Here is a 19,773-nt window from a genome sequence, read left to right as displayed (position 1 = left end):
GTAGCATCAAATGCGCGCAGCGAAAGCAAGCAAAGCTATGCACAGCCAAGTTGAAAGGTATTGCTATGACGATCCCGCTGGCAGACTGGCGCGCGCAGGCGCAATATTTTGATTTTGAAGGTATGCGGATCGCCTATTGGCGGGCGGGTTCGGGCAAGCCTTTATTGCTCGTACACGGCTTCCCCACCGCATCATGGGACTGGGAACCGATTTGGAACACTATGTCCGCACAGCACAGTCTGATCGCGGCAGACATGATAGGGTTTGGCCTGTCGGATAAACCCCGCTCCAAAAATCATACGGGTGGTTATTCGATCCACCGGCAAACCGATATGCAGCTGGCGCTCCTGAAGCATCTTGGCGTTACGGAGTATGACGCGCTGGTGCATGATTACGGCGTTTCCGTGGGGCAGGAATTGCTGGCCCGCCAACACGAATCGAGCGGTGCGGACGGCTTAAATAAAATGGTGTTCCTCAATGGCGGGATTTTCCCAGACCAACACCGCGCCCGCCCGATCCAGAAGCTGGGCGTTTCACCGCTGGGATTTCTGGCCAGCCGGATGCTGAGCCGAAAAAGCTTTGGCAGAAGCTTTGCGTCTGTATTTGGCCCGGATACCCAGCCCAGCAAGCAGCAGCTTGATAATTTTTGGGAGCTCATCACCGAACAGGACGGCCACCGGATCTTTCACACGCTGCTGCATTATATCGGTGATCGGCGCGATAATGCGCAGCGTTGGACCGGTGTGTTGCAGCATGTCCAGACCCGTATCGGATTTATCAATGGCGCGCTCGATCCGGTGTCCGGCGAACACGCATATCGCCGCTGGACCGCCCATGTGCCCGATGCGCAGGCGCATCTGATCGCGCATGTGGGCCATTATCCGCACGTGGAAGCGCCCGCACACGTCGCGGCCAAAGCGTTGGAATGGCTGGCTTAAGCTTGGCGCAGTCCGGTTATTCCGGGGGCGTCACGCCATTGCGTTCCAGAAAGCTGAAAATCGTATTCCACATATGCGGGCTGATTTTCTCGCCCGCCACGCGGTGCGTATATCCGGGATAGAGCATCATTTCGAACGGGGCATTGGCCTCCTGCAAAACCGATATCAGCTCGGACGAGTTTTCAAACACCACATTATCATCCGCCATTCCGTGGATCAGCAGCAACGGATCGGTTATTCTGGTGGCATCGGGTATCGCGCTGGCTTTATCATAGGCCTCGGGCACCGCTTTTGGATCGCCCATAAAGCGTTCGGTATAATGCGTGTCATACAACTCCCACTTGGTCACCGGCGCGCCTGAAATGCCCGCCGCATAGGTGCCGGGATAGGCCTGCATCCGCTTCAATGTCATATAGCCGCCATAGGACCAGCCATAGATCGCGATTCTTTCCGGATCGACGAAATCGAGCGTTTTGAGATAGTTGGTACCCGCCGCCTGATCGCGCACCTCGGCCCCGCCCATCGCGCGGTAGAGCGGTTGTTCGAAAGCGACCCCGCGATTGTTGCTGCCGCGATTATCAATCGCAAACCAGATATAGCCCTTATCGACAATGGCTTGCGGCAGCGCGCCTTCCCACGCCCGGTTCACGATCTGCGGGCCAGGGCCGCTATAATGATAGAAGAACACCGGATATTTCCTGCCCGGTTCCATGTCCGGCTTCATCATCATCCAGTGCAGCGGGGTGCCATCCTCCGCCGCCACGGTACCAAATTCAGGCATCACATGGCTGGCGAGATAGGGCGCGTAAGGGTGGTCTGCATCGAGCGCGTTTTCTTCCACCCATGCCAGCCGTTCGCCCGACCGATTGGCGATGTAAGTCTGCGCAGGCTGGTCATGCGCCGAGCGCGTGATGAGCAAAGTCTGTGCCTGGTTATCCATCGTGGCGCTGTGCATGAAGCCGTCTTCGGTCAGTTTCACCGGCGCTGAGGGGGCTGTCAGGCTGGCCGAATAGATATGTTGCTCCAGCACATCTTCCACCATTTGGAAGTAGATTGTGCCCGCGTTCTGATCCACGCCGACCAGCTGCGTCACGGGCGAGGTGCCGCGGGTAAGCTGCGTCCACCTACCCCCGTCAAAGCGGTATAGATGTCCGAAACCGTCACGTTCTGACCACCACAGGATCGATCCGTCATCCAGCAAGCGGTAGCTGTCCGCAATATTGATCCAGTAATCCCTGGCGGCCGCCTTTTCAGTAAACAATATTTCGCTAGCGCCGGTATCGGGGTCAATCTTGAGCATATCCATCACCGTCTGCTCGCGGTTCTGGCGCTGGACATAGAGGAAGCCATCCGGCCCCCAATCAGCGCGGGCGAGATAGATGTCCCTCTCCGCGCCCAGATCGACCGGCACTGTGTTGCCGCCATCGGGGTCCATGATGAACAGCTCGACAATCGCATTGTCGCTGCCCGCCACGGGATAGCGTTGATCGAACACTTTCGTACCGGTTGCGCCAATTGCTGCGCGCGTAACAATGCCCACGGGGCTTTCATCGGTGCGCTGAACGGCGATGCGCGTGTCGCCCATATTCCACCAATATCCAGTGAGGCGGCCCATTTCTTCCTGAGCGACAAATTCCGCCTCGCCCCAGCGGATGGCGTCGTCTTCCCTGGGAGTGATCGGCAGGGCATCGCCGCCCACTTCGCCGGCCCATAATTGCCGGTCGCGCACAAAGGATACATATTTGCCCGCCGGGCTGATAACCGGGTTGAGCTCGCTTTCTTCTGTATCGGTCAGGCGCGTGACATCACCGGTCAGGCTGGCAAGATAGAGGTCACCATCCAGCGGCACCAGAATGCCTGTGCCATCGGCGGTCCATTGATAGCTGATAATGCCGCGCAAATTGCCCACACGCGCGCGTTCACGCTGCATCTTCTCATCTTCGGACAGCTCGCGGCCCGTGCCCAGTTTCTCGCTATCGACCAGCATGGTCCATTCGCTGGTCTCGCGGTCAAACGCCCACAGATCATACCGCTCGCGCTCGTCATCGCGGTTACGCAGCACTGTCAGATAGCGGCCATCGGGCGAGAGCTTCGCCTGACGCGGACTGGCACCATCGAGCGACGGGCTGGCAAATACGCGTTCAAAAGTGAGGTCAGATGTCTCTGTCATCGCATGGTCATCCGCCCATGCAGGAGCGGCAAAAAAGAGCGAAAAAGCGGGGAGAAAGCGAAGCATGGCAAGGTATCGTTCCGATTGTTATGGTGCAGCGGAGCCTAGTGAATTGCCGCGTGGCTGCAAGGTCCTACTTGATGTTTCACGCAGAGAGCGCAGAGGAAAATGAGACGCAGAGGAGTCTCGCCCGCGGCGAAGCTGCAGTCCGGCCATGCGATCCGCCAGCGGAACGGCCATAGAAAAAGGGCGCTCCGGCCATACCGAAGCGCCCTTTTTCTAATTCAAACAGCCAAGATTTACTTCTTGGGAGCGTTAACCCGGCGTTCCGCGATACGCGCGCGCTTGCCGGTGCGGCCACGCAGATAATACAGCTTCGCGCGGCGCACGATACCGCGGCGGACCACGCTGATGCTGTCCACAGTTGGCGAATAGAGCGGGAACACACGTTCCACACCCTCGCCAAAGCTCATCTTACGAATGGTAAAGTTGCTGCCCATGCTGCGGTTGCTGCGCGCAATGCATACACCTTCAAAATTCTGAATACGCTCACGCGTACCTTCAACAACCTTCACACCCACGCGGATGGTATCGCCGGCACGGAATTCAGGAATGTCTTTTGTGACCTTGCCGATTTCCTCAGCTTCGATCTGTTGGATAAGGTTCACTGGCCTTGTACCTTCTTATTCTCGCCGCGCGTCAGAGGCAGGTCAGTCCCGATCACCAGTGTGGCGATCCCAAAGGTCTGGCCTGCGTAACCTGGTATGATCTTCTGACATCGACTTGCGCCAATCAGCGATCTTCGCATGATCCCCAGATCGCAGCACTTCGGGGATCGTGCGCCCTTCCCATTGCTGGGGCCGGGTATATTGAGGATACTCTAGCAGTCCTTCCTCGAAAGACTCCTCGGTACCACTCGAAGCCGCGCCCATTACGCCGGGAAGCAGCCGAATGCAAGCATCAAGAATCATCAGCGCAGCAGGCTCTCCGCCCGACAAAACAATGTCGCCAACGCTAACCTCTTCGATCTCGCGGCCCTCGAATATGCGCTCGTCAAAACCCTCAAACCGGCCGCATAGAATTGTCACGCCCGGTCCGGCGGATAATTCACGAATGCGCGCCTGAGAAATCGGGGTGCCGCGCGGGGTCATGGCGAGGATCGGAGCGTCTGGCCGGACCCGCTTCGCATGATCGACAGCGCCCGCGAGCACATCAACCTTGAGCACCATCCCCGCCCCGCCGCCCGCTGGCGTGCCGTCAACATTATTGTGCTTATCGGTCGCAAAATCGCGGATCTGGACGGTATCAAGCGACCACTTCTGCTCCTCCAACGCCCGCCCCGCCAGCGACAGCCCCAGCGGCCCGGGAAACATCTCTGGGTAAAGCGTAAGAATAGTGGCGGCGAAAGTCATTTTCTTGTGAAGAAACTGCAAACAGCTTTCCAAAACCGCGCTTCCAAGATCATCAATTTTGCAATCCATTCAGGCACTGCGAATTCGCGTTCGAGTGTTTTGGCGTCTGCGTTGCGCTTATACACCGCTGTGATTATCTTGTAGAGAACCCAGCCTTCAAATGCGATCACAAACGACAGTACGAAATTGCGCATATATGCAAGATCCGCAATCACCAACTGGTTAGCTTCTGGCACGATAAAACGCGCAGCAAACAATCCCACACCTGCGACCCCCACAGTGCGGATCAATCGTGGTTTCGTTTCGAGGGCGCTAGAGAAAAACATGAAATAAACGAGCGGCACGAACAGGCATAGATCGATCAGCGCGACCCACTCGCCCCGGGGATATTCTTGCCAGTTGAGCGATGCTGCGAACGCCCATTCGCACGCTATGGCAAAGGGCAGGAAGCCCAGAAAGAAATACCGTTCGCGAAATTGCCAATACCTTTTAGTGCCCGTCATGTCCGTTCTTTCTGTTGATGCGCGGTAGGCTCGATCAATGCCAATTCACCCCATCCTTGGCGCGCGTATCGACGCTCAACTCAAACACATCGGGCCGTGAATAGTGGCCATCGGTGTCAAGCGAAGTCAGATTCTGGCCGATTTCCGATAGGTCGATATCGGCGTAGAGGATTTCTTCGCCTTCTCCCGCTTGTGCGATCACACGCGAATCCGGGGCGGCGATCAGGCTGCCGCCTTTGTTGAGGATATCGCCTTCGATAGCTTCGATCAGCTCCTTGGCATCGCTATCGCCACCTACCCGCTCCAAACCGTCAAACACATCCGCTTTGCGCTGTACCAGCCCCGCAGCCATCACAAAGCACCGCCCCTCAAACGCATAATGCCGCGAATTGAGCGCATATTCCTCGCGCACGGTAGGCCAAGCGGCCACGTGCACTGCCTCACCCAGATTGTGCATCGCGGCGCGCGCGAGCGGCATCCAGTGCTCCCAGCAAATCAGATTCCCAACATTACCCCATTCGGCCTGATGCACCCCCAAGGTCGAGCCATCTCCGCGCATCCAGATCAGGCGCTCGCCATGCGTGGGCACCAGCTTCCGGTGCGGCAGTGGACCTTGGCCCGGCCGAAATAGCAATTGGTTGTTATACAGGCTCTGGCGCACGCGCTCATGCGCGCCGATGGAAATGCACGTATCATGGGCATCGCACAGTTCCTGCAACGGCAGCAGACGCTCGTCATTCGCCACAATCGCCTGTTCCAGCATAATCCGGTGCAGCGCCCGCGTGCCGGGATGGTCCCACAATGCAGCGCCGGGTGCCTCATCCAGCCATAGCGGATATCCTCCGAGGAATGTCTCCCCGAATGCCACCAGCTTTGCACCCTGTTTAATCGCCTCGCCCGCGAGTTCAACAGCTTTGGTGATCCCGTCTTCAATCGCGAGCGGAATGGGTGCGGCTTGGACGATGGCAACCGGCAGTATTGGGTTCATTGCCTATATGTCGGCGAAATCTGCGCTCACCACAAGGCGTTTATCGTCCCAGTCGAGCACCGCCGCTCGATTCATCGGGATCATAAATTTCTTGCCCGGCTTGCCATCCACCGATGGGCGCTCAATTTCGATAACGTCCTGTGCGCCGAAATTTTCAACCGCACAAATCGTGCCGAGCGGTGTGCCTGTGTCCGATATGGCGGGCAGTCCCAGCAGATCGGCGTGATAATACTCGCCCTCGCCCAATTCAGGCAGAGTTTCGCGCGGGATGGTGAGGACGGTGCTGCGCAAAGCCTCTGCCGCGTTGCGATCTGTAATGTCTTCAAAGCGGGCAACGGCGCCGCCTTTGCTGTCGGGCCGGATGGTTTTCAGCCTCAGCGCGCCGCCATTGAAAAACTTGTGCTGCCTGAGCGCGGCAATGCCTTCGCCAAACAGCTTCAGCCGGACTTCGCCCGTCACACCGACTGCGCCGGAAATAGCGGCGAGAACTATCGTGTTATCTGCAGCCACCTAAGCCGCCTCGCGCCTGCCGCAGAGGCCAAGCTCAGGCCTGGCGGGGCGCGCAGCACCGATACGCGCCCACCCCGGGCCTCTCCCGCAAGCGGGAGAGGGAAAGAGCATCAACCTTCAGCCTTATCTTCGGACGTCTCATCTGCAACCGGACCGCCTTCGGCCACTTCCTCAGCGATCGCAGCTTTTTCATCTGCTGGCGCTTCGGCTGGCGCTTCGGTGGATGCTTCGGCAACAGCTTCGGCAGTGTCTTCCGTCTTGACCGAACCGGTTGCATCATTTTCAGTGCTGTCCGCATCAGGGGCAGCGTCTTGCGCTGGCGCTTCGGCGGCTGCTTTTGCAGCGTCTTTGGCTTCCTCTTCAGCGGCCTTTTTCGCTTCTTCAGCTGCGGTAGCTTTTTCTGCTTTTTCTTCCGCGCGTTCGGTTGCCTTTTCGCCGGGCTTCGCTTTGTTCGGGTTGTTGCGTGCTGCGCGCTCCTTAATGCCAGCCGCGTCAAGGAACCGCAGAACGCGGTCGGACGGCTGCGCGCCCACGCCAAGCCAGTATTTCACGCGTTCTTCATTCAAGGTGACGCGCTTCTCATCATCCTTGGCCAGCAGCGGATTATAGGTACCGATCTGCTCAAGATACTTACCATCGCGGGGGCGGCGGCTGTCAGCGGCCACGATGCGGTAGTAGGGACGCTTTTTCGCGCCACCGCGCGACAAACGGAGTGCAATTGCCATTATAGATTACCTTTCTAGTATAATATTCTGAATATATTGGATATTTACAATATTGATGAATTACTTCTTGCGGGGACCGCCGCCAGACCCGCCCAGCCCGGGGAGGCCAGGAGGACGTCCGCCCATGCCGCCACCAGGCCCGCCCAATCCGGGCATGGCTGCATCCATTCCAGCCCCCATAGCTTTGCCGCCGAACATCGCACCGAGCCCTTTCAGACCGCCCATTTTCTTGATCTGCTTCATTGCGCGGGACATTTCCTGATACATTTTCAGCAGACGGTTGACGTCCTGCACCTCTTTGCCGGCGCCCGCTGCAATGCGTTTCTTGCGCTTGGCATTGAGCAGCGCGGGATTCGCGCGTTCTTTTGGAGTCATCGAACCGATGATCGCATCCATATGGACCAGTACCTTGTCATCCATGCCGCTATTGGCGAGCGCCGCTTTGGCTTTTTTCATGCCCGGCATCATACCGGCCAGCATGCCGAGCCCGCCCATATTGTTCATCTGTTGGAGCTGGGTGCGCAGATCGTTCAGGTCAAACTGACCCTTCGCCATGCGCTTGGCCATATCTTCAGCGTCTTGCTCGTTGATCGTGGCCGCGGCTTTCTCAACCAGCGAAACAACATCGCCCATTCCCAGAATACGGTCTGCGACACGTTTGGGGTGGAATGCCTCCAGCGCGTCCAGCTTCTCGCCCGTACCTGCAAATTTGATCGGCTTGCCTGTGACGTGCCGCATGGATAGCGCCGCACCGCCGCGCGCATCGCCGTCCATCCGGGTCAGGATCACACCGGTCAATGGCACGTCTTCGGTGAAACTTTTCGCGACGTTCACGGCATCCTGGCCAGTCAGGCTATCGACCACCAGCAACACTTCTGTCGGGGCAGAGATGCTGGAGACGGCCTTCATTTCAGCCATCAGGGCTTCATCGACATGCAGCCGGCCAGCAGTATCAAGCAGCAGCACATCGGCGGCCTGCAATTTCGCAGACTCCACCGCGCGGCGGGCAATATCGACCGGCTGCTGGCCCGCCACAATCGGCAGCGTCGCACAGTCAATCTGCTGGCCCAGAACCGCCAGCTGTTCCTGCGCAGCGGGGCGGTTCACATCGAGCGATGCCATCAACGCCTTTTTGCCATGCTTTTCGCGAATGAATTTGGCGAGTTTGGCGGTCGAGGTGGTTTTACCGGAGCCCTGCAAACCGACCATCATGATCACAACCGGCGGTTTGGCATCCAGGTCAAGCCCGACAGATGCGTCACCGCCAAGCATTTCAACCAGTTCATCGCTGACTATTTTGATGACTTGCTGGCCGGGTGTGACCGATTTGAGAACATCGGCGCCAATCGCCTTTTCGGTGACCGCATCGATGAAGCGGCGAACAACCGGCAGCGCCACGTCAGCCTCTAGCAGAGCAATCCGGACTTCGCGCATGGCATCGCGAACATCCTGTTCCTTCAGCGCACCGCGCCCGCGCAGGCCGTCAAAAACGCCGCCTAGCCGGTCTGATAAACTGTCGAACATATGTCCTACTCCTATGCTGCCCCGCCCAATAAACAGGTGCCGCAATGCAAATGCAAAAAACGCCGGCGAACGAAACCTCGTTGGCCAGCGTGCGAGCTCCCAACAGGAACACGACTTTTCCAAAGTGCCAATATGCCGGATGTTCGGGCAGGTCGAGGCGAAAATGGTCGGGCTTCGAGACCCGGAGCGCAGCGTAGCGTTGGCTACGTGAGCACCGGAAGCGCGGAGCACTGCCATTTGCAACCCGTCCTGACGCAAAAGACGGTATATTGGTGGAGCCTAGCGGGATCGAACCGCTGACCTCAACACTGCCAGTGTTGCGCTCTCCCAGCTGAGCTAAGGCCCCGAAACCGATATTTTTCCCGCTCTGCAGCGAGACGACGCCCTTTATGGGCGCAAACCGCGCAATGCAAGGGTATTTCGCGGTTTTGGTTTTTTGTTTGTCTGAGACCCTGCGGGCGCGGAATTTTTTATTTGGGCCTCAAACGCCGGGCGCTGACATCCGTCAGCTTGGCTACGCCCTATCGGGCGGCGCGCGGTCGCGCTTGCGTTCGGCTGGTCGGCGACCGAGCCATTCCCGGCCATCACAATAACGCACTATTCCGGTTCACAATCAGTGAACCGCAAGCGCGGGCGCGCGCCCGAGCTTATGCGAGGAAGCGAGCGATGCGGATACATCGCGCCCGCAGGGACCAAACGAATTAGCTTTCAGGCGCTTCGTCGTCGCCCTTACCTTTGGATACGGCCATATCTTCATTGTCATCGCCGAGATCGACATCGGAATCGGGACGGTTCTCTTCTTCGTCCACATCACTCAGATCATCATCATCGGCGAGGTCCGCATCCGCTGCGCCGCCTTTCTTCTTCTCATCATCGAACGGGATGGGTTGCTTGGTTTTAAGCACCGGCTCCGGCTCCCACTCTTCCCCGCATTCGATGCAGGTTGCAGGTTCGGATTTACCCAAATCGTAAAAGCGGGTGCCGCATTTCGGGCAAGTACGCTTTGTGCCCCATTCTGGCTTAACCATTGTCATTCCTTGATTGCTGTCCGGGCCACCGGCGCGGAGCGATAACTGTATCTATGCTTTCTGGGATTGGCCCGCCTGCAATGCAAGAAGCCGGAATCACGTGCGGGCGCGCCTTGCCATAGGGCAATGGCGCTGTCAAAGCGCGTGAGCAACAGCCGCATCATTCGCGAAAGAACATTTGTGTCCGACACCCCAATTCCTGGTCCTGCGATTTCTGGTCCTGCGATTTCTGGTCCTGCACCAAAACGGTTTTCCGCGATGGGGCCGCTGACCGGAACAATTCGCGTGCCAGGCGATAAATCGATCAGTCACCGGTCGCTGATGTTCGGGGCGCTGGCCGTCGGTAAAACGAACATCAGCGGGTTATTGGAAGGCCATGATGTGCTCGCCACTGCCGATGCGCTGCGGGCAATGGGCGCGCGGATCACCCGGCACAGCGAAAATGAATGGTCGGTGTGCGGCGTGGGTGTCGGCGGACTGCTCCAGCCTGAACAGGCGCTCGATATGGGCAATAGCGGCACCTCGACCAGGCTGCTGATGGGTCTGATCGCCAGCCACGGTATCGCGGCACATTTTACCGGCGATGCCAGCCTGTCCAGCCGCCCGATGGGTCGCGTGATCGATCCGCTGTCGCGCATGGGCGCATCATTCCATGCGGCAGCTGCATCAAGCGGTAAGGAAACCTTGCCGCTGATGATGACCGGGTGCCATCCTGCGGTGCCAATTGAATACCGCCTGCCGGTGGCCAGTGCGCAGGTGAAGAGCGCGGTTCTGCTCGCCGGTTTGAATACGCCGGGCATCACGACCGTGATCGAACCCGTGCCAACCCGCGATCATACGGAACGCATGCTGAAGGGATTTGGTGCGGATTTAACCGTCGAGGAAACCGGTGAGGGGCGCGTAATACGTATTCGCGGCGATGCCGAGCTGAGCCCGCAAACCATCACGGTGCCCGGTGACCCCTCTTCCGCTGCATTCTTCATCGTTGCCGCCTTGCTGGCCGATGGCAGCGATCTGACGATCGAGAATGTCGGCCTGAATACTACCCGCGCCGGCCTCATCACGGTTCTACAGCAGATGGGCGGGCAGATTGATCTGCTGGGCAAGCGCGAAGTCGGCGGGGAGCCGGTTGCTGACCTGCGCGTTCGCCATTCGCAGCTTCGCGGCATCGATATCGATCCAGCCATCGCGCCGAGCATGATTGACGAATTCCCGGTCCTGTTCGTCGCCGCCTCTCTGGCCTCTGGCACCACCACCACCAGCGGTCTTGACGAATTGCGCGTGAAGGAAAGCGACCGCCTGTCGGCGATGGCGAGTGCGTTGCGCTTGGCCGGTGCCATTGTGGAAGAACGCGAGGATGGCCTGGTAATTGTAGGCAGCGGTGGCGCGCCGCTGCGCGGTACCACTGCCGGACCAGTAGCGACGCATCTCGACCACCGCATTGCCATGAGCATGGCCATTGCCGGAATGGTGAGCAGCGGAGGCGTGGAAATTGACGACACCCGCCCAATCGCGACCAGCTTCCCGGTTTTTGAAAGCTTGCTTGAGAAATCTACGGCATCACTGCGATGTGCCCCCTCATGACCAAGCCCGTCTGTTGTCATTCGCGCATAAGCGGGAACCGAAAGCGGCCAGATCAGCGTTGTTATGCTCTGGGTTATCGCTTTCACGGGAATGACGAGGGGTATTAAAGCAATGCCGATGAGCTTCGATATTTATACGCTGATCGGCTTCGCTGGCATGATAATGATTGTGTCCGCCTATGGCTATATGACCGCAAAAGATGATCCCAACCCGTTTATCCTCCACGGCACAAATCTGATAGGCGCGGTGCTGTTATCCATATCGCTGCTGGTCCATACCAATCTGCCATCGCTTGTGCTGGAAGTGATCTGGATCAGCGTTGCCGTGTGGGGCTTGGCCAAAGCGTTCGCCGCGCGGCGGGCGAAATTATGATCCGGCGCCGAGTTCTCGCGGCTATCCTGCTGCTGACATTTGCCATCGGCGCGCCATTATTCTGGAATGGCGGGACTGTGAATACAGTCCCCATAGCGACCAATATCGCGCTTGCATGTGCGGGCATGGTATTGCTGCATTTCCGGTGGCGCGCGCAGGAGCAGGCTGAGCTTACACCGCGCAAAGCCAAGGATATTTTTAAATGATTATCGCCGTCGATGGCCCGACAGCCTCTGGCAAGGGGACTATATCCAAAAAGCTCGCGGCGCATTTCGGGTTGGCGCATTTGGACACTGGCCTGCTATACCGCGCAGTCGGGCGGCAGACGTGGCTCAACGGCGGTGATCCTGACCACCCAGACGATGCTCTCAGGGCGGTCAGCTTTCCCGGCGAATTGCTGGATGATCCTATCCTGCGCGACGAGGCAACCGGCGGTCTGGCCAGCCGCGCATCGGTCCACCCTGCCGTGCGAGACGCCTTGTTCGAACGCCAGCGCGCTTTCGCCATGCAATCTGGCGGAGCGGTGCTCGACGGGCGCGATATCGGCACAGTGATTGCGCCCGATGCCGATGTGAAACTGTTTATCACCGCCAGCGTGGCGGCACGCGCGCGGCGGCGGTTTGCGGAAATGCAGGGCAAAGGGATGCCGATTACGCTGGCGGAGATCGCCGCCGATCTGGAACGCCGCGACGCCCGCGATACGGGCCGTAAGGACGCACCTTTGCTCGCCGCGCCTGACGCTGTGACGATCGACACATCGGAAATGGACATAGACACCGCTTTTGCCGCCGCGCTGGACGTGGTTACCACTGCCACGAAGTAGCACCCGCTCACCACCCCATTTCGCTTGCTTTTTGCGCCGCTCTCGCTTAGGCGCGCGTTCGTCTGACAGGTGCATGCCTGTACGGCCTCTATCGCTGCATTCGGCACGGTGGAGTGTTTCGGCCCTCTTGGCCCGTATATGGCAATCCCGCCATTGCGGAGAAAAGACCCCGGAAAACAACCCGGCGGCCGGTAAAAATACATATTAGGATATCCCTAACCTATGGCAACATCAGCCAATCCCACGCGCTCGGATTTCGAAGCGCTTCTCAATGAACAACTTGGCGGTGCAGAAGATGGCGGTTTTGAAGGCCGCGTCGTAAAAGGTACCGTGACAATCATCGAAAACGGTAAAGCCGTTGTCGATGTCGGCCTCAAAAGCGAAGGCCGCATTGATCTTAAAGAATTCTCTCGCGGAGACGAAGGCCACGGCCTGAGCGTTGGCGACGAGGTCGAAGTGTATGTTGACCGCGTCGAAAATTCCGACGGTGAGGCCATGCTGTCCCGTGACCGCGCCCGCCGCGAAGCCGCCTGGGACAAGCTGGAAAGCGAATTTGGCGAAAGCGCGCGCGTTAATGGCCGTATCTTTGGCCGCGTCAAAGGCGGCTTCACTGTCGATCTTGACGGCGCGGTCGCCTTCCTGCCCGGCAGCCAGGTCGATATCCGCCCGGTGCGTGACATCACCCCGCTGATGGATATCGAACAGCCCTTCCAAATCCTGAAAATGGATCGCCGCCGTGGTAACATCGTGGTATCGCGCCGCTCCATCTTGGAAGAAACGCGCGCGGAACAGCGCAGCGAGCTGATCGGTGATCTGACCGAGGGCCAGGTTATTGACGGCGTCGTCAAGAACATCACCGATTATGGTGCTTTCGTTGATCTGGGCGGCATTGACGGCCTGCTCCACGTCACTGACATGAGCTACAAGCGGGTCAATCACCCGAGCGAGATCATCGAGATCGGTCAAACTGTGACTGTCCAGATCGTTCGTATCAACAGCGAAACCCAGCGGATCAGCCTGGGTATGAAGCAGCTGGAAAGCGACCCGTGGGACGGTGTCGGCGCGAAATATCCGATCGGCGCGAAGCTGAAAGGTACTGTCACCAACATCACCGAATATGGCGCATTCGTTGAACTGGAAGCCGGCATTGAAGGCCTCGTTCACGTATCCGAAATGTCCTGGACCAAGAAAAACGTCCATCCGGGCAAAATCGTTTCGACCAGTCAGGAAGTCGACGTGCTGGTGCTGGAAGTGGATTCGGACAAGCGCCGCATTTCGCTCGGCCTCAAGCAAGCCCAAGGTAACCCTTGGGAAGAATTTGCTGACAAAAACCCGATTGGCACAACCGTCACCGGCGAAGTCAAGAACGCGACCGAATTCGGCCTGTTCATCGGTCTTGAGGGCGACGTTGACGGCATGGTCCACATGTCCGACATCGCCTGGGGCATTTCGGGCGAAGACGCGCTGGCGCTGCACCGCAAGGGTGAAGAGGTACAAGCCGTTGTTCTTGACGTCGACACCGACAAGGAACGTATCAGCCTGGGTATGAAGCAGCTTGAAAAGGGCGCTCCATCGGCGGACGGAGCCGCTGGCGGCGGTCTGAAGCGGGGCGACGTTGTGACTGTGACCGTTCTGGAGGTTCGCGATGGCGGACTTGAAGTTCAGGCGGGTGAAGACGGCGCGACCGGCTTCATCAAGCGTTCGGATCTTGGCCGTGACCGTGATGAGCAGCGCCCGGACCGGTTCCAGGCCGGCAACAAGTTTGATGCGATGGTGACCGGTTTCGACCGTTCCAAAAAACCCAACTTCTCGATCAAAGCCCGTCAGATTTCGGAAGAGAAAGAAGCGGTGGAACAGTTCGGATCATCCGATTCGGGTGCTTCACTGGGCGATATTCTCGGCGAAGCTCTGAAAAAGGGCGAATAATTTGTTTGGCCCTCAAACGCCGGGCGCAGCGCATCCGCGCTGCTTGGCTTCGCCCTAACCGGGCGTCGGCCGGTCGGCCTCTGGCTGCCGCGACCAAGGTTCTTGGTGCTAGATAGTTATCTCGCATCCGATACCTGGTCGCGGCAGCCATAGGGCCAAGCGGCCCGCCCGGAGCGAAGCGAGGATAGCCGAGGCTGCGGATGCAGCCGCTGGCGCCTGAAGCCAAACAAGAACGCCGGGCCTTTCCTACTGCGGGCCAGTACCCTACACTCCGCTCATGATAGAGATTCATCAATTTCCCTGCCTGTCCGACAATTACGGATTTCTGGTTCACGACCCCGCCAGCGGGGAAACCGTATGCATCGACACACCCGATGCCGATGAATATCTGAAACAGGCGGCGTCCAAGGGATGGGCGATCACCCATATCTGGAACACCCATTGGCACCCCGATCACGCTGGGGGCAATGACGCGATCAAAGCTGCGACAGGGTGCACCGTCATCGCCCCGGCAGAGGTTGAGCGGATAGCCAGGCCAGACCTCGTAATTGCGCATGGCGATGCCGTTTCGCTCGGCGCTTTCACCGCAGATGTTATTGATGTGGGCGGACACACGACCGGCCATATCGCGTTCCACATGCCTGAGGCGGGCGTTGCCTTTGTCGGCGATGCAGTATTTGCGCTGGGCTGCGGACGTATGTTTGAGGGGACGCCCGATCAGTTTTGGGCCAGCCTTCAGCGGATCAAGGCTCTGCCGCCCGAAACCATGCTCTATTGCGCGCATGAATATACGCAGGCCAATGCCCAATTCGCTGTCCATGCCGATCCGGATAATAGCGCCCTTGCCGATTATGCTGCCGAGATTGAACGTAAGCGCGCCAAGGGCACTCCCACCGTACCGACCGATCTCGCGCGCGAGCTGGCCACCAACCCGTTTTTGCGCGCTGATGATCCGGCATTGATGGCCAAATGGGGCGGCAGCACGCCGGTAGAAACCTTCGCCGCCCTGCGCGCGGGTAAGGATAATTTCTAGCCCCGATGCAGGCGTTACAGGTCACCGCTCTCAGCTCTGATTTTTCAGGATGCGGACTGGTCGATGCATCGATGCCCATTCGCAAGCCGGGCGAAGTGCTGGTGCGGGTCCATGCGGCGTCGCTGAACTTCCCCGATCTGCTGATGACGCGCGGTGCGTATCAGTTCAAACCGGAGCCGCCCTTCATTGCCGGAATGGAATTGGCCGGTGAAGTGATGGCGGCTGACCGCGATAGCGGGTTAACCACCGGCCAGCGCGTTATGGGCGGTGCCAAAACTGGTGGAATGGCAGAATTTGCGAGCCTGCCGGCCCGCCACCTGCGCGCTGCGCCCGAAGCGTTGGATTATGCCAAGTCCGCTGCGCTTGGCGCTGCCTACACCACCGCATATACCGCTTTGGTCGAGCTCGGCGATATGCAGCCGGGCCAATGGGTCTTGATACATGGCGCAAGCGGCGGAGTTGCCTTGGCGGCAGTGGATCTGGCCAAGAGCATGGGCGCGAAAGTCATCGCTGCAACCGGCTCTCCTGAGAAAATTGACCGAATTGCCGCGCTTTACGATGCGGATGCCGTAATTGAGAGCACATGCCGGTTCCGTGAACAGGTCGCCGAAATTACCGGCGATGCGCTCGCTGACCTGGTTCTTGATCCTGTAGGCGGGGATATTTTTGACGAGAGCACGCGCTGTGTCGCTTTTGGCGGAAAACTGCTCATTGTGGGTTTTGCCAGTGGGCGGATCGCCGATCTCGCCACCAACATTCCGCTGATCAAGGGCTTCTCGGTCGTGGGTGTGCGCGCGGGTGAATATGCGCGCCGCTTCCCCGACCGCGGTAAACGCATAGCGGACACGGTGTCGGCACTCGCCAATCAGGGCGCGATTGATCCGGCTATCGACCGGACCGTGCCTTTGTCGCAGTGGCGCAATGCGTTTGAGGCTATGGACCGCCGCGAACTGGTTGGAAAAGTCGTGCTGAAACCGGGCGCGTAACCCTGGCCCGGAAACAGTGACCCTGGCCCGGAAAAAAAGGGCGACCGATGAGCCGCCCTTGTTTATCCCTAAAAGGAAAGGGCTCAGATGCCGGCGATTACCTGATCAGCCAGCTTACTGTCAGCGGCTGCATCATGTTTCTTCGAAATAAGCTCTTGCGCTGCCAATGTTGCAGCAGATGCAGCAGCAGCGCGCACTTCTGTCACTGCATCGCGTTCAGCGGCAGCGATTTTATCTTCCGCCATTTGCTTGCGGCGAGCGACCATCACTTTGCTGTCTTCTTCGGCTTTCACCAGAATCGCGTCGGCTTCTTTCTGAGCATTCTCCAGCATCGCGCCCGCGTCTTTTTCCGCATTGGCGATCTTGGCTGCATATTCGTTCCGCAAAGCTTCCGCCTCCATACGGAGTTTCTTTGCCTCGTCCAGCTGTTCGCGAATGGCAGCGATCTTTGCGTCCAACCCGCCGGTGATCATGGCCGGCACTTTTTTCCATACCATGATCAGGATCAGGACAAGCATCGCGACAGAAACGACCTGATAAGGCTCCATACCCCACAGGGATGGCCCCAGCGATTCAGGGATATCTACAGTGGTAAAAACCTCAGGAGCTCTAGACATGGGTCATAGCTTTCTTCACCGCTGACTTTGCAGTTGCCGCTGTTACTTTGACACCGGCCAATTGCCTGACGATATCCTGGGCCGCTTCGGCTGCAACGCTTTCAACTTCGGTGAGCGCAGCACTGCGCGCCTCGGCAATTTCAGCCGCCGCTGTTTCCAGCTTGGTATCAAGGCGTTTCTGCGCCGATGCGAGTTTTTTCTCGCTCTTGGCAGCAGCGTCGGCCTTGGCCTTGGCCACCAGAGCCTGCGCCGCAGCGCGATTTTCATTCTCGCGTTTACGCCATGCTTCCTCTTCATCGTCTGCCTGGGCACGGGCCGCTTCGGCAGCAGCCAGATCGCTGGCGATCTGGCTGTCACGCTGGGCGACCGTATCCATGACGCGCGGCACCATACCGCGGCCAATAACGAAGAAGACAAACCCAAAAGTCACCAGCAGCCAGAAAATCTGGCTGGAATAGGTTTCCATTATCTGAGCTATCTGAGGCATAGGATCACGTCCCGGCGTTTGGCGTAGAAAAACAGGTCGCAGGACCAGCAAGCCAGCCCCGCGATTGAATATCAGGCGACGAAAATCAGGATCATCGCGACAACGAATGACAGCAGGCCGAGCAGCTCTGCCGCCGCGAAACCGATGAACAAACGCCCCTGCTGACCATCGGCCGCGCCCGGGTTGCGCAGTGCGCTCTCAAGGAAAGAACCAAATACGTTACCCACACCGATAGCGGCCATGCCGGCACCGATCGCTGCAAGACCTGCACCAATGAGCTTTGCTGCTTCTGCGTCCATTGTAATAACTCCTTACGAAAATTCTTATGTGTTGATTGAAAATTGGGTGAAATTTGTGTGTTAGTGAAGGTTCTCGGCGTCATTGATATATAACGACGTAAGCAGCGCAAACACATAGGCCTGAATGCCCGCAACCAGAATTTCCAGCGCGCTGATACCGATCATCAAGACAAAGCTTGGTACACCCACCATCGCGGCAAAGCCGACCCCGGCATTTGTGCCGTCAATCACGAAGCTCGACAAAACTTTGAGCAATACGTGACCCGCCATCATTGCGACAAACAGACGCAGCGCGAGGCTGAACGGGCGCACGAGAAACGAGATAAGCTCAATCGGGAAAATGATCGGGACCATCGGCAGCGGCGTTCCAGATGGCACGAACAGGCTGAAGAAATGGAAACCGTGCTTCCAGAAACCGACAATCAGGACAATCGCGAAACTGATAATCGCCAGAACACCGGTGACCGTAAAATGGCTGGTGAATGTGAAAGGATGCAAACCAACGATGCCAATCGGCAGCAGTCCGAGCAAGTTGGCGAACAGAATGAACATGAACAGAGAGAAGATATAGGGCACATATTTGCGCCCTTCCTTGCCGATATTCGCCTCCAGCATATCATCGATAAAACCGGTCGCGCTTTCCACCATCATTTGCCAGCGGCCCGGCACGAGCTCCCGCTTCATGCCGCCGACAACAAATATTGTCAGCAGTACAGTCGTGAGGACCATCCACAACGCGCTGTTGGTGAAAGCGATATTAAACCCTGCGAGCTCCCAGCTACCAGAGCCCATTAAAGGCTCGATGGTAAACTGGTGCATTGGATCGACTTTGCCTTCTTCGGCTGCCACGTCTCAAAAATCCCTGCGCGTAAGGAACACCCGCAACCAGCCTAATCACCTTTCGGTGGATCGCCCGATTGCGTGTTCGCCATTCGGAAAATATTTCTGAAAGCCACACCTATCCCAAGGAACAGACCAGCCAACAGACCCCAGGGTGATGTACCAGCGAAATAATCAATCGTTCCGCCAATCACCGTTCCGCCAAGAAGCCCACCTAACAAATCCGCCAGAACCCGGTTTCCGCTGCGATAATTCGCATCGGTCCCCGATATCTGCGGCCGGTTGCGTACCTCTTCACGCTCGCGTGCGGCCTTCAGCCGCGCTTCGAGCGCATCGATGCGCGCATCCTCGGCGATGGGTTCCCGTGCGGGCTTTTCGTCGCTCATGCCATTTTCCTCCATCAGGGGTGTCCTTAACAGGGATGTCCGGCGCATGCGAAAGAGTTGCCCGCCGAGGGCGAGGTCCCTTTAGGCAGGGGGCGTTTTCAAGTCAACTGTGTGGTGCTGCACCTGCGAGATTATCAGCAGTTTCTGACACACACATTGCGCAGAATACTTTCCCGCGATCGCCATGTGCCCCCCCTGGGCATCGTGCGTATCAGCGGGTCTAGGTACCAGCGCAGCGCGCATCGCGCAGCGGCGGCGCGCTGGTGCGGGTTTGCCATGATCCATCGGGTGCCTGATATTTTTCTCCCGGTACGGTGCGCGCAATGGCCAGGCAGCCGGATGTCGCCGCATATTGCTCCACCGTCGCCCCTTCTGCGGAGGCACGCTGCGTATACACGGCACGCCGTTTGATATTGATATCGTTGACCATTTTTCGCAGTGCCTGCGTCTCGGCGCCGACGATGCCCAGATAACCGTCCATTTTCTCACCCACCTGCCCCGCAGACCGCGCGGAATCATAGGCCGGGTCGCGCTGGGCATAGGCAGTTCCGGCCAGGCCGGTAAAGGCAATAGCGGCCGCAACGGCAATCATAACTGGCTTCTTCATCTTCGTATCCTTAAA

The 19,773-nt window shown here is 58.2% G+C and carries 23 protein-coding genes and 1 tRNA gene; 8 read left to right on the top strand and 16 right to left on the bottom strand.

All coding sequences use genetic code 11. The features are described from left to right. Positions 1-65 precede the first annotated feature (65 nt). Positions 66-938, top strand: coding sequence for an alpha/beta fold hydrolase (locus WA922_RS12205; protein ID WP_424771981.1), 873 nt, complete (start codon positions 66-68; stop codon positions 936-938). Between the two features lie 16 nt (positions 939-954). On the opposite strand, the gene WA922_RS12200 is transcribed toward WA922_RS12205, so the two are convergent. From WA922_RS12200 to WA922_RS12155, 10 genes are all read right to left on the bottom strand, one after another. After that, positions 955-3,174 (bottom strand): DPP IV N-terminal domain-containing protein, encoded by a 2,220-nt coding sequence (locus WA922_RS12200; RefSeq protein ID WP_424771980.1) that lies wholly within the window; start codon positions 3,172-3,174, stop codon positions 955-957. 233 nt (positions 3,175-3,407) lie between these two features. Beyond that, positions 3,408-3,776, bottom strand: coding sequence for a 50S ribosomal protein L19 (gene rplS, locus WA922_RS12195; protein ID WP_424771979.1), 369 nt, complete (start codon positions 3,774-3,776; stop codon positions 3,408-3,410). A gap of 42 nt (positions 3,777-3,818) precedes the next feature. Next, positions 3,819-4,520 (bottom strand): tRNA (guanosine(37)-N1)-methyltransferase TrmD, encoded by a 702-nt coding sequence (trmD, locus tag WA922_RS12190; RefSeq protein WP_424772043.1) that lies wholly within the window; start codon positions 4,518-4,520, stop codon positions 3,819-3,821. After that, the gene (locus WA922_RS12185; RefSeq protein ID WP_424771978.1) at positions 4,517-5,023 is read right to left on the bottom strand and encodes a hypothetical protein; all 507 of its coding nucleotides are present in this window, start codon (positions 5,021-5,023) and stop codon (positions 4,517-4,519) included. The genes trmD and WA922_RS12185 overlap by 4 nt, the downstream gene beginning before the upstream one ends. 34 nt (positions 5,024-5,057) lie before the next feature. Next, complete coding sequence (locus WA922_RS12180) at positions 5,058-6,011, bottom strand: carbon-nitrogen hydrolase family protein (RefSeq protein WP_424771977.1); 954 nt, start codon at positions 6,009-6,011, stop codon at positions 5,058-5,060. A 3-nt stretch (positions 6,012-6,014) separates the two neighbouring features. Next, positions 6,015-6,521, bottom strand: coding sequence for a ribosome maturation factor RimM (gene rimM, locus WA922_RS12175; protein ID WP_424771976.1), 507 nt, complete (start codon positions 6,519-6,521; stop codon positions 6,015-6,017). A 110-nt stretch (positions 6,522-6,631) separates the two neighbouring features. Continuing rightward, positions 6,632-7,246: a 30S ribosomal protein S16 gene (gene rpsP / locus WA922_RS12170; protein ID WP_424771975.1), complete on the bottom strand. Its 615-nt coding sequence runs from the start codon at positions 7,244-7,246 to the stop codon at positions 6,632-6,634. A gap of 60 nt (positions 7,247-7,306) precedes the next feature. Continuing rightward, the gene (gene ffh / locus WA922_RS12165; RefSeq protein WP_424771974.1) at positions 7,307-8,770 is read right to left on the bottom strand and encodes a signal recognition particle protein; all 1,464 of its coding nucleotides are present in this window, start codon (positions 8,768-8,770) and stop codon (positions 7,307-7,309) included. Positions 8,771-9,040: 270 nt separating this feature from the next. Continuing rightward, positions 9,041-9,116 (bottom strand) — tRNA-Ala (locus WA922_RS12160). A 355-nt stretch (positions 9,117-9,471) separates the two neighbouring features. Continuing rightward, positions 9,472-9,798, bottom strand: a complete 327-nt coding sequence (locus WA922_RS12155) for an FYDLN acid domain-containing protein (protein WP_424771973.1) — start codon at positions 9,796-9,798, stop codon at positions 9,472-9,474. Between the two features lie 258 nt (positions 9,799-10,056). Between WA922_RS12155 and aroA the strand changes: the two genes are divergently transcribed. The 7 genes from aroA to WA922_RS12120 all read left to right on the top strand — a co-directional run bounded on the left by aroA (position 10,057) and on the right by WA922_RS12120 (position 16,522). Then, entirely contained in the window at positions 10,057-11,382 is a 1,326-nt protein-coding gene (gene aroA / locus WA922_RS12150) for a 3-phosphoshikimate 1-carboxyvinyltransferase (protein WP_424772042.1), read from the top strand. Between the two features lie 117 nt (positions 11,383-11,499). Next, complete coding sequence (locus WA922_RS12145; protein ID WP_424771972.1) at positions 11,500-11,754, top strand: CBU_0592 family membrane protein; 255 nt, start codon at positions 11,500-11,502, stop codon at positions 11,752-11,754. Further along, positions 11,751-11,960, top strand: coding sequence for a hypothetical protein (locus WA922_RS12140; protein WP_424771971.1), 210 nt, complete (start codon positions 11,751-11,753; stop codon positions 11,958-11,960). Before WA922_RS12145 ends, WA922_RS12140 begins: the two co-directional genes overlap by 4 nt. After that, positions 11,957-12,577, top strand: coding sequence for a (d)CMP kinase (cmk, locus tag WA922_RS12135; RefSeq protein WP_424771970.1), 621 nt, complete (start codon positions 11,957-11,959; stop codon positions 12,575-12,577). Before WA922_RS12140 ends, cmk begins: the two co-directional genes overlap by 4 nt. Before the next feature lie 222 nt (positions 12,578-12,799). Beyond that, positions 12,800-14,503, top strand: coding sequence for a 30S ribosomal protein S1 (gene rpsA / locus WA922_RS12130; RefSeq protein WP_424771969.1), 1,704 nt, complete (start codon positions 12,800-12,802; stop codon positions 14,501-14,503). A 277-nt stretch (positions 14,504-14,780) separates the two neighbouring features. Beyond that, complete coding sequence (gene gloB, locus WA922_RS12125) at positions 14,781-15,536, top strand: hydroxyacylglutathione hydrolase (protein ID WP_424771968.1); 756 nt, start codon at positions 14,781-14,783, stop codon at positions 15,534-15,536. A 5-nt stretch (positions 15,537-15,541) separates the two neighbouring features. Beyond that, positions 15,542-16,522 (top strand): NADPH:quinone oxidoreductase family protein, encoded by a 981-nt coding sequence (locus WA922_RS12120; RefSeq protein ID WP_424771967.1) that lies wholly within the window; start codon positions 15,542-15,544, stop codon positions 16,520-16,522. Positions 16,523-16,605: 83 nt separating this feature from the next. On the opposite strand, the gene WA922_RS12115 is transcribed toward WA922_RS12120, so the two are convergent. From WA922_RS12115 to WA922_RS12090, 6 genes are all read right to left on the bottom strand, one after another. After that, positions 16,606-17,139 carry a hypothetical protein gene (locus WA922_RS12115; protein ID WP_424771966.1) on the bottom strand — a complete coding sequence of 178 codons (534 nt, stop codon included), beginning with the start codon at positions 17,137-17,139 and terminating at the stop codon, positions 16,606-16,608. Beyond that, positions 17,132-17,626 carry an ATPase gene (locus WA922_RS12110; protein ID WP_424771965.1) on the bottom strand — a complete coding sequence of 165 codons (495 nt, stop codon included), beginning with the start codon at positions 17,624-17,626 and terminating at the stop codon, positions 17,132-17,134. Before WA922_RS12110 ends, WA922_RS12115 begins: the two co-directional genes overlap by 8 nt. 71 nt (positions 17,627-17,697) lie before the next feature. Beyond that, positions 17,698-17,925, bottom strand: a complete 228-nt coding sequence (locus WA922_RS12105) for a F0F1 ATP synthase subunit C (RefSeq protein WP_160597915.1) — start codon at positions 17,923-17,925, stop codon at positions 17,698-17,700. Positions 17,926-17,985: 60 nt separating this feature from the next. Further along, a complete protein-coding gene (locus WA922_RS12100; protein WP_424772041.1) occupies positions 17,986-18,744 on the bottom strand; it encodes a F0F1 ATP synthase subunit A in 759 nt (252 codons plus the stop codon). Between the two features lie 71 nt (positions 18,745-18,815). Further along, positions 18,816-19,151, bottom strand: coding sequence for an AtpZ/AtpI family protein (locus WA922_RS12095; RefSeq protein ID WP_424771964.1), 336 nt, complete (start codon positions 19,149-19,151; stop codon positions 18,816-18,818). 220 nt (positions 19,152-19,371) lie between these two features. Continuing rightward, complete coding sequence (locus tag WA922_RS12090; RefSeq protein ID WP_424771963.1) at positions 19,372-19,758, bottom strand: YdbL family protein; 387 nt, start codon at positions 19,756-19,758, stop codon at positions 19,372-19,374. Positions 19,759-19,773: the final 15 nt, after the last annotated feature.

Source organism: Pontixanthobacter sp., from assembly GCF_049682855.1.
In the GTDB taxonomy this organism is placed as follows: Bacteria; Pseudomonadota; Alphaproteobacteria; order Sphingomonadales; family Sphingomonadaceae; genus Pontixanthobacter.
This window is presented reverse-complemented; position numbering and strand designations above follow the sequence as displayed.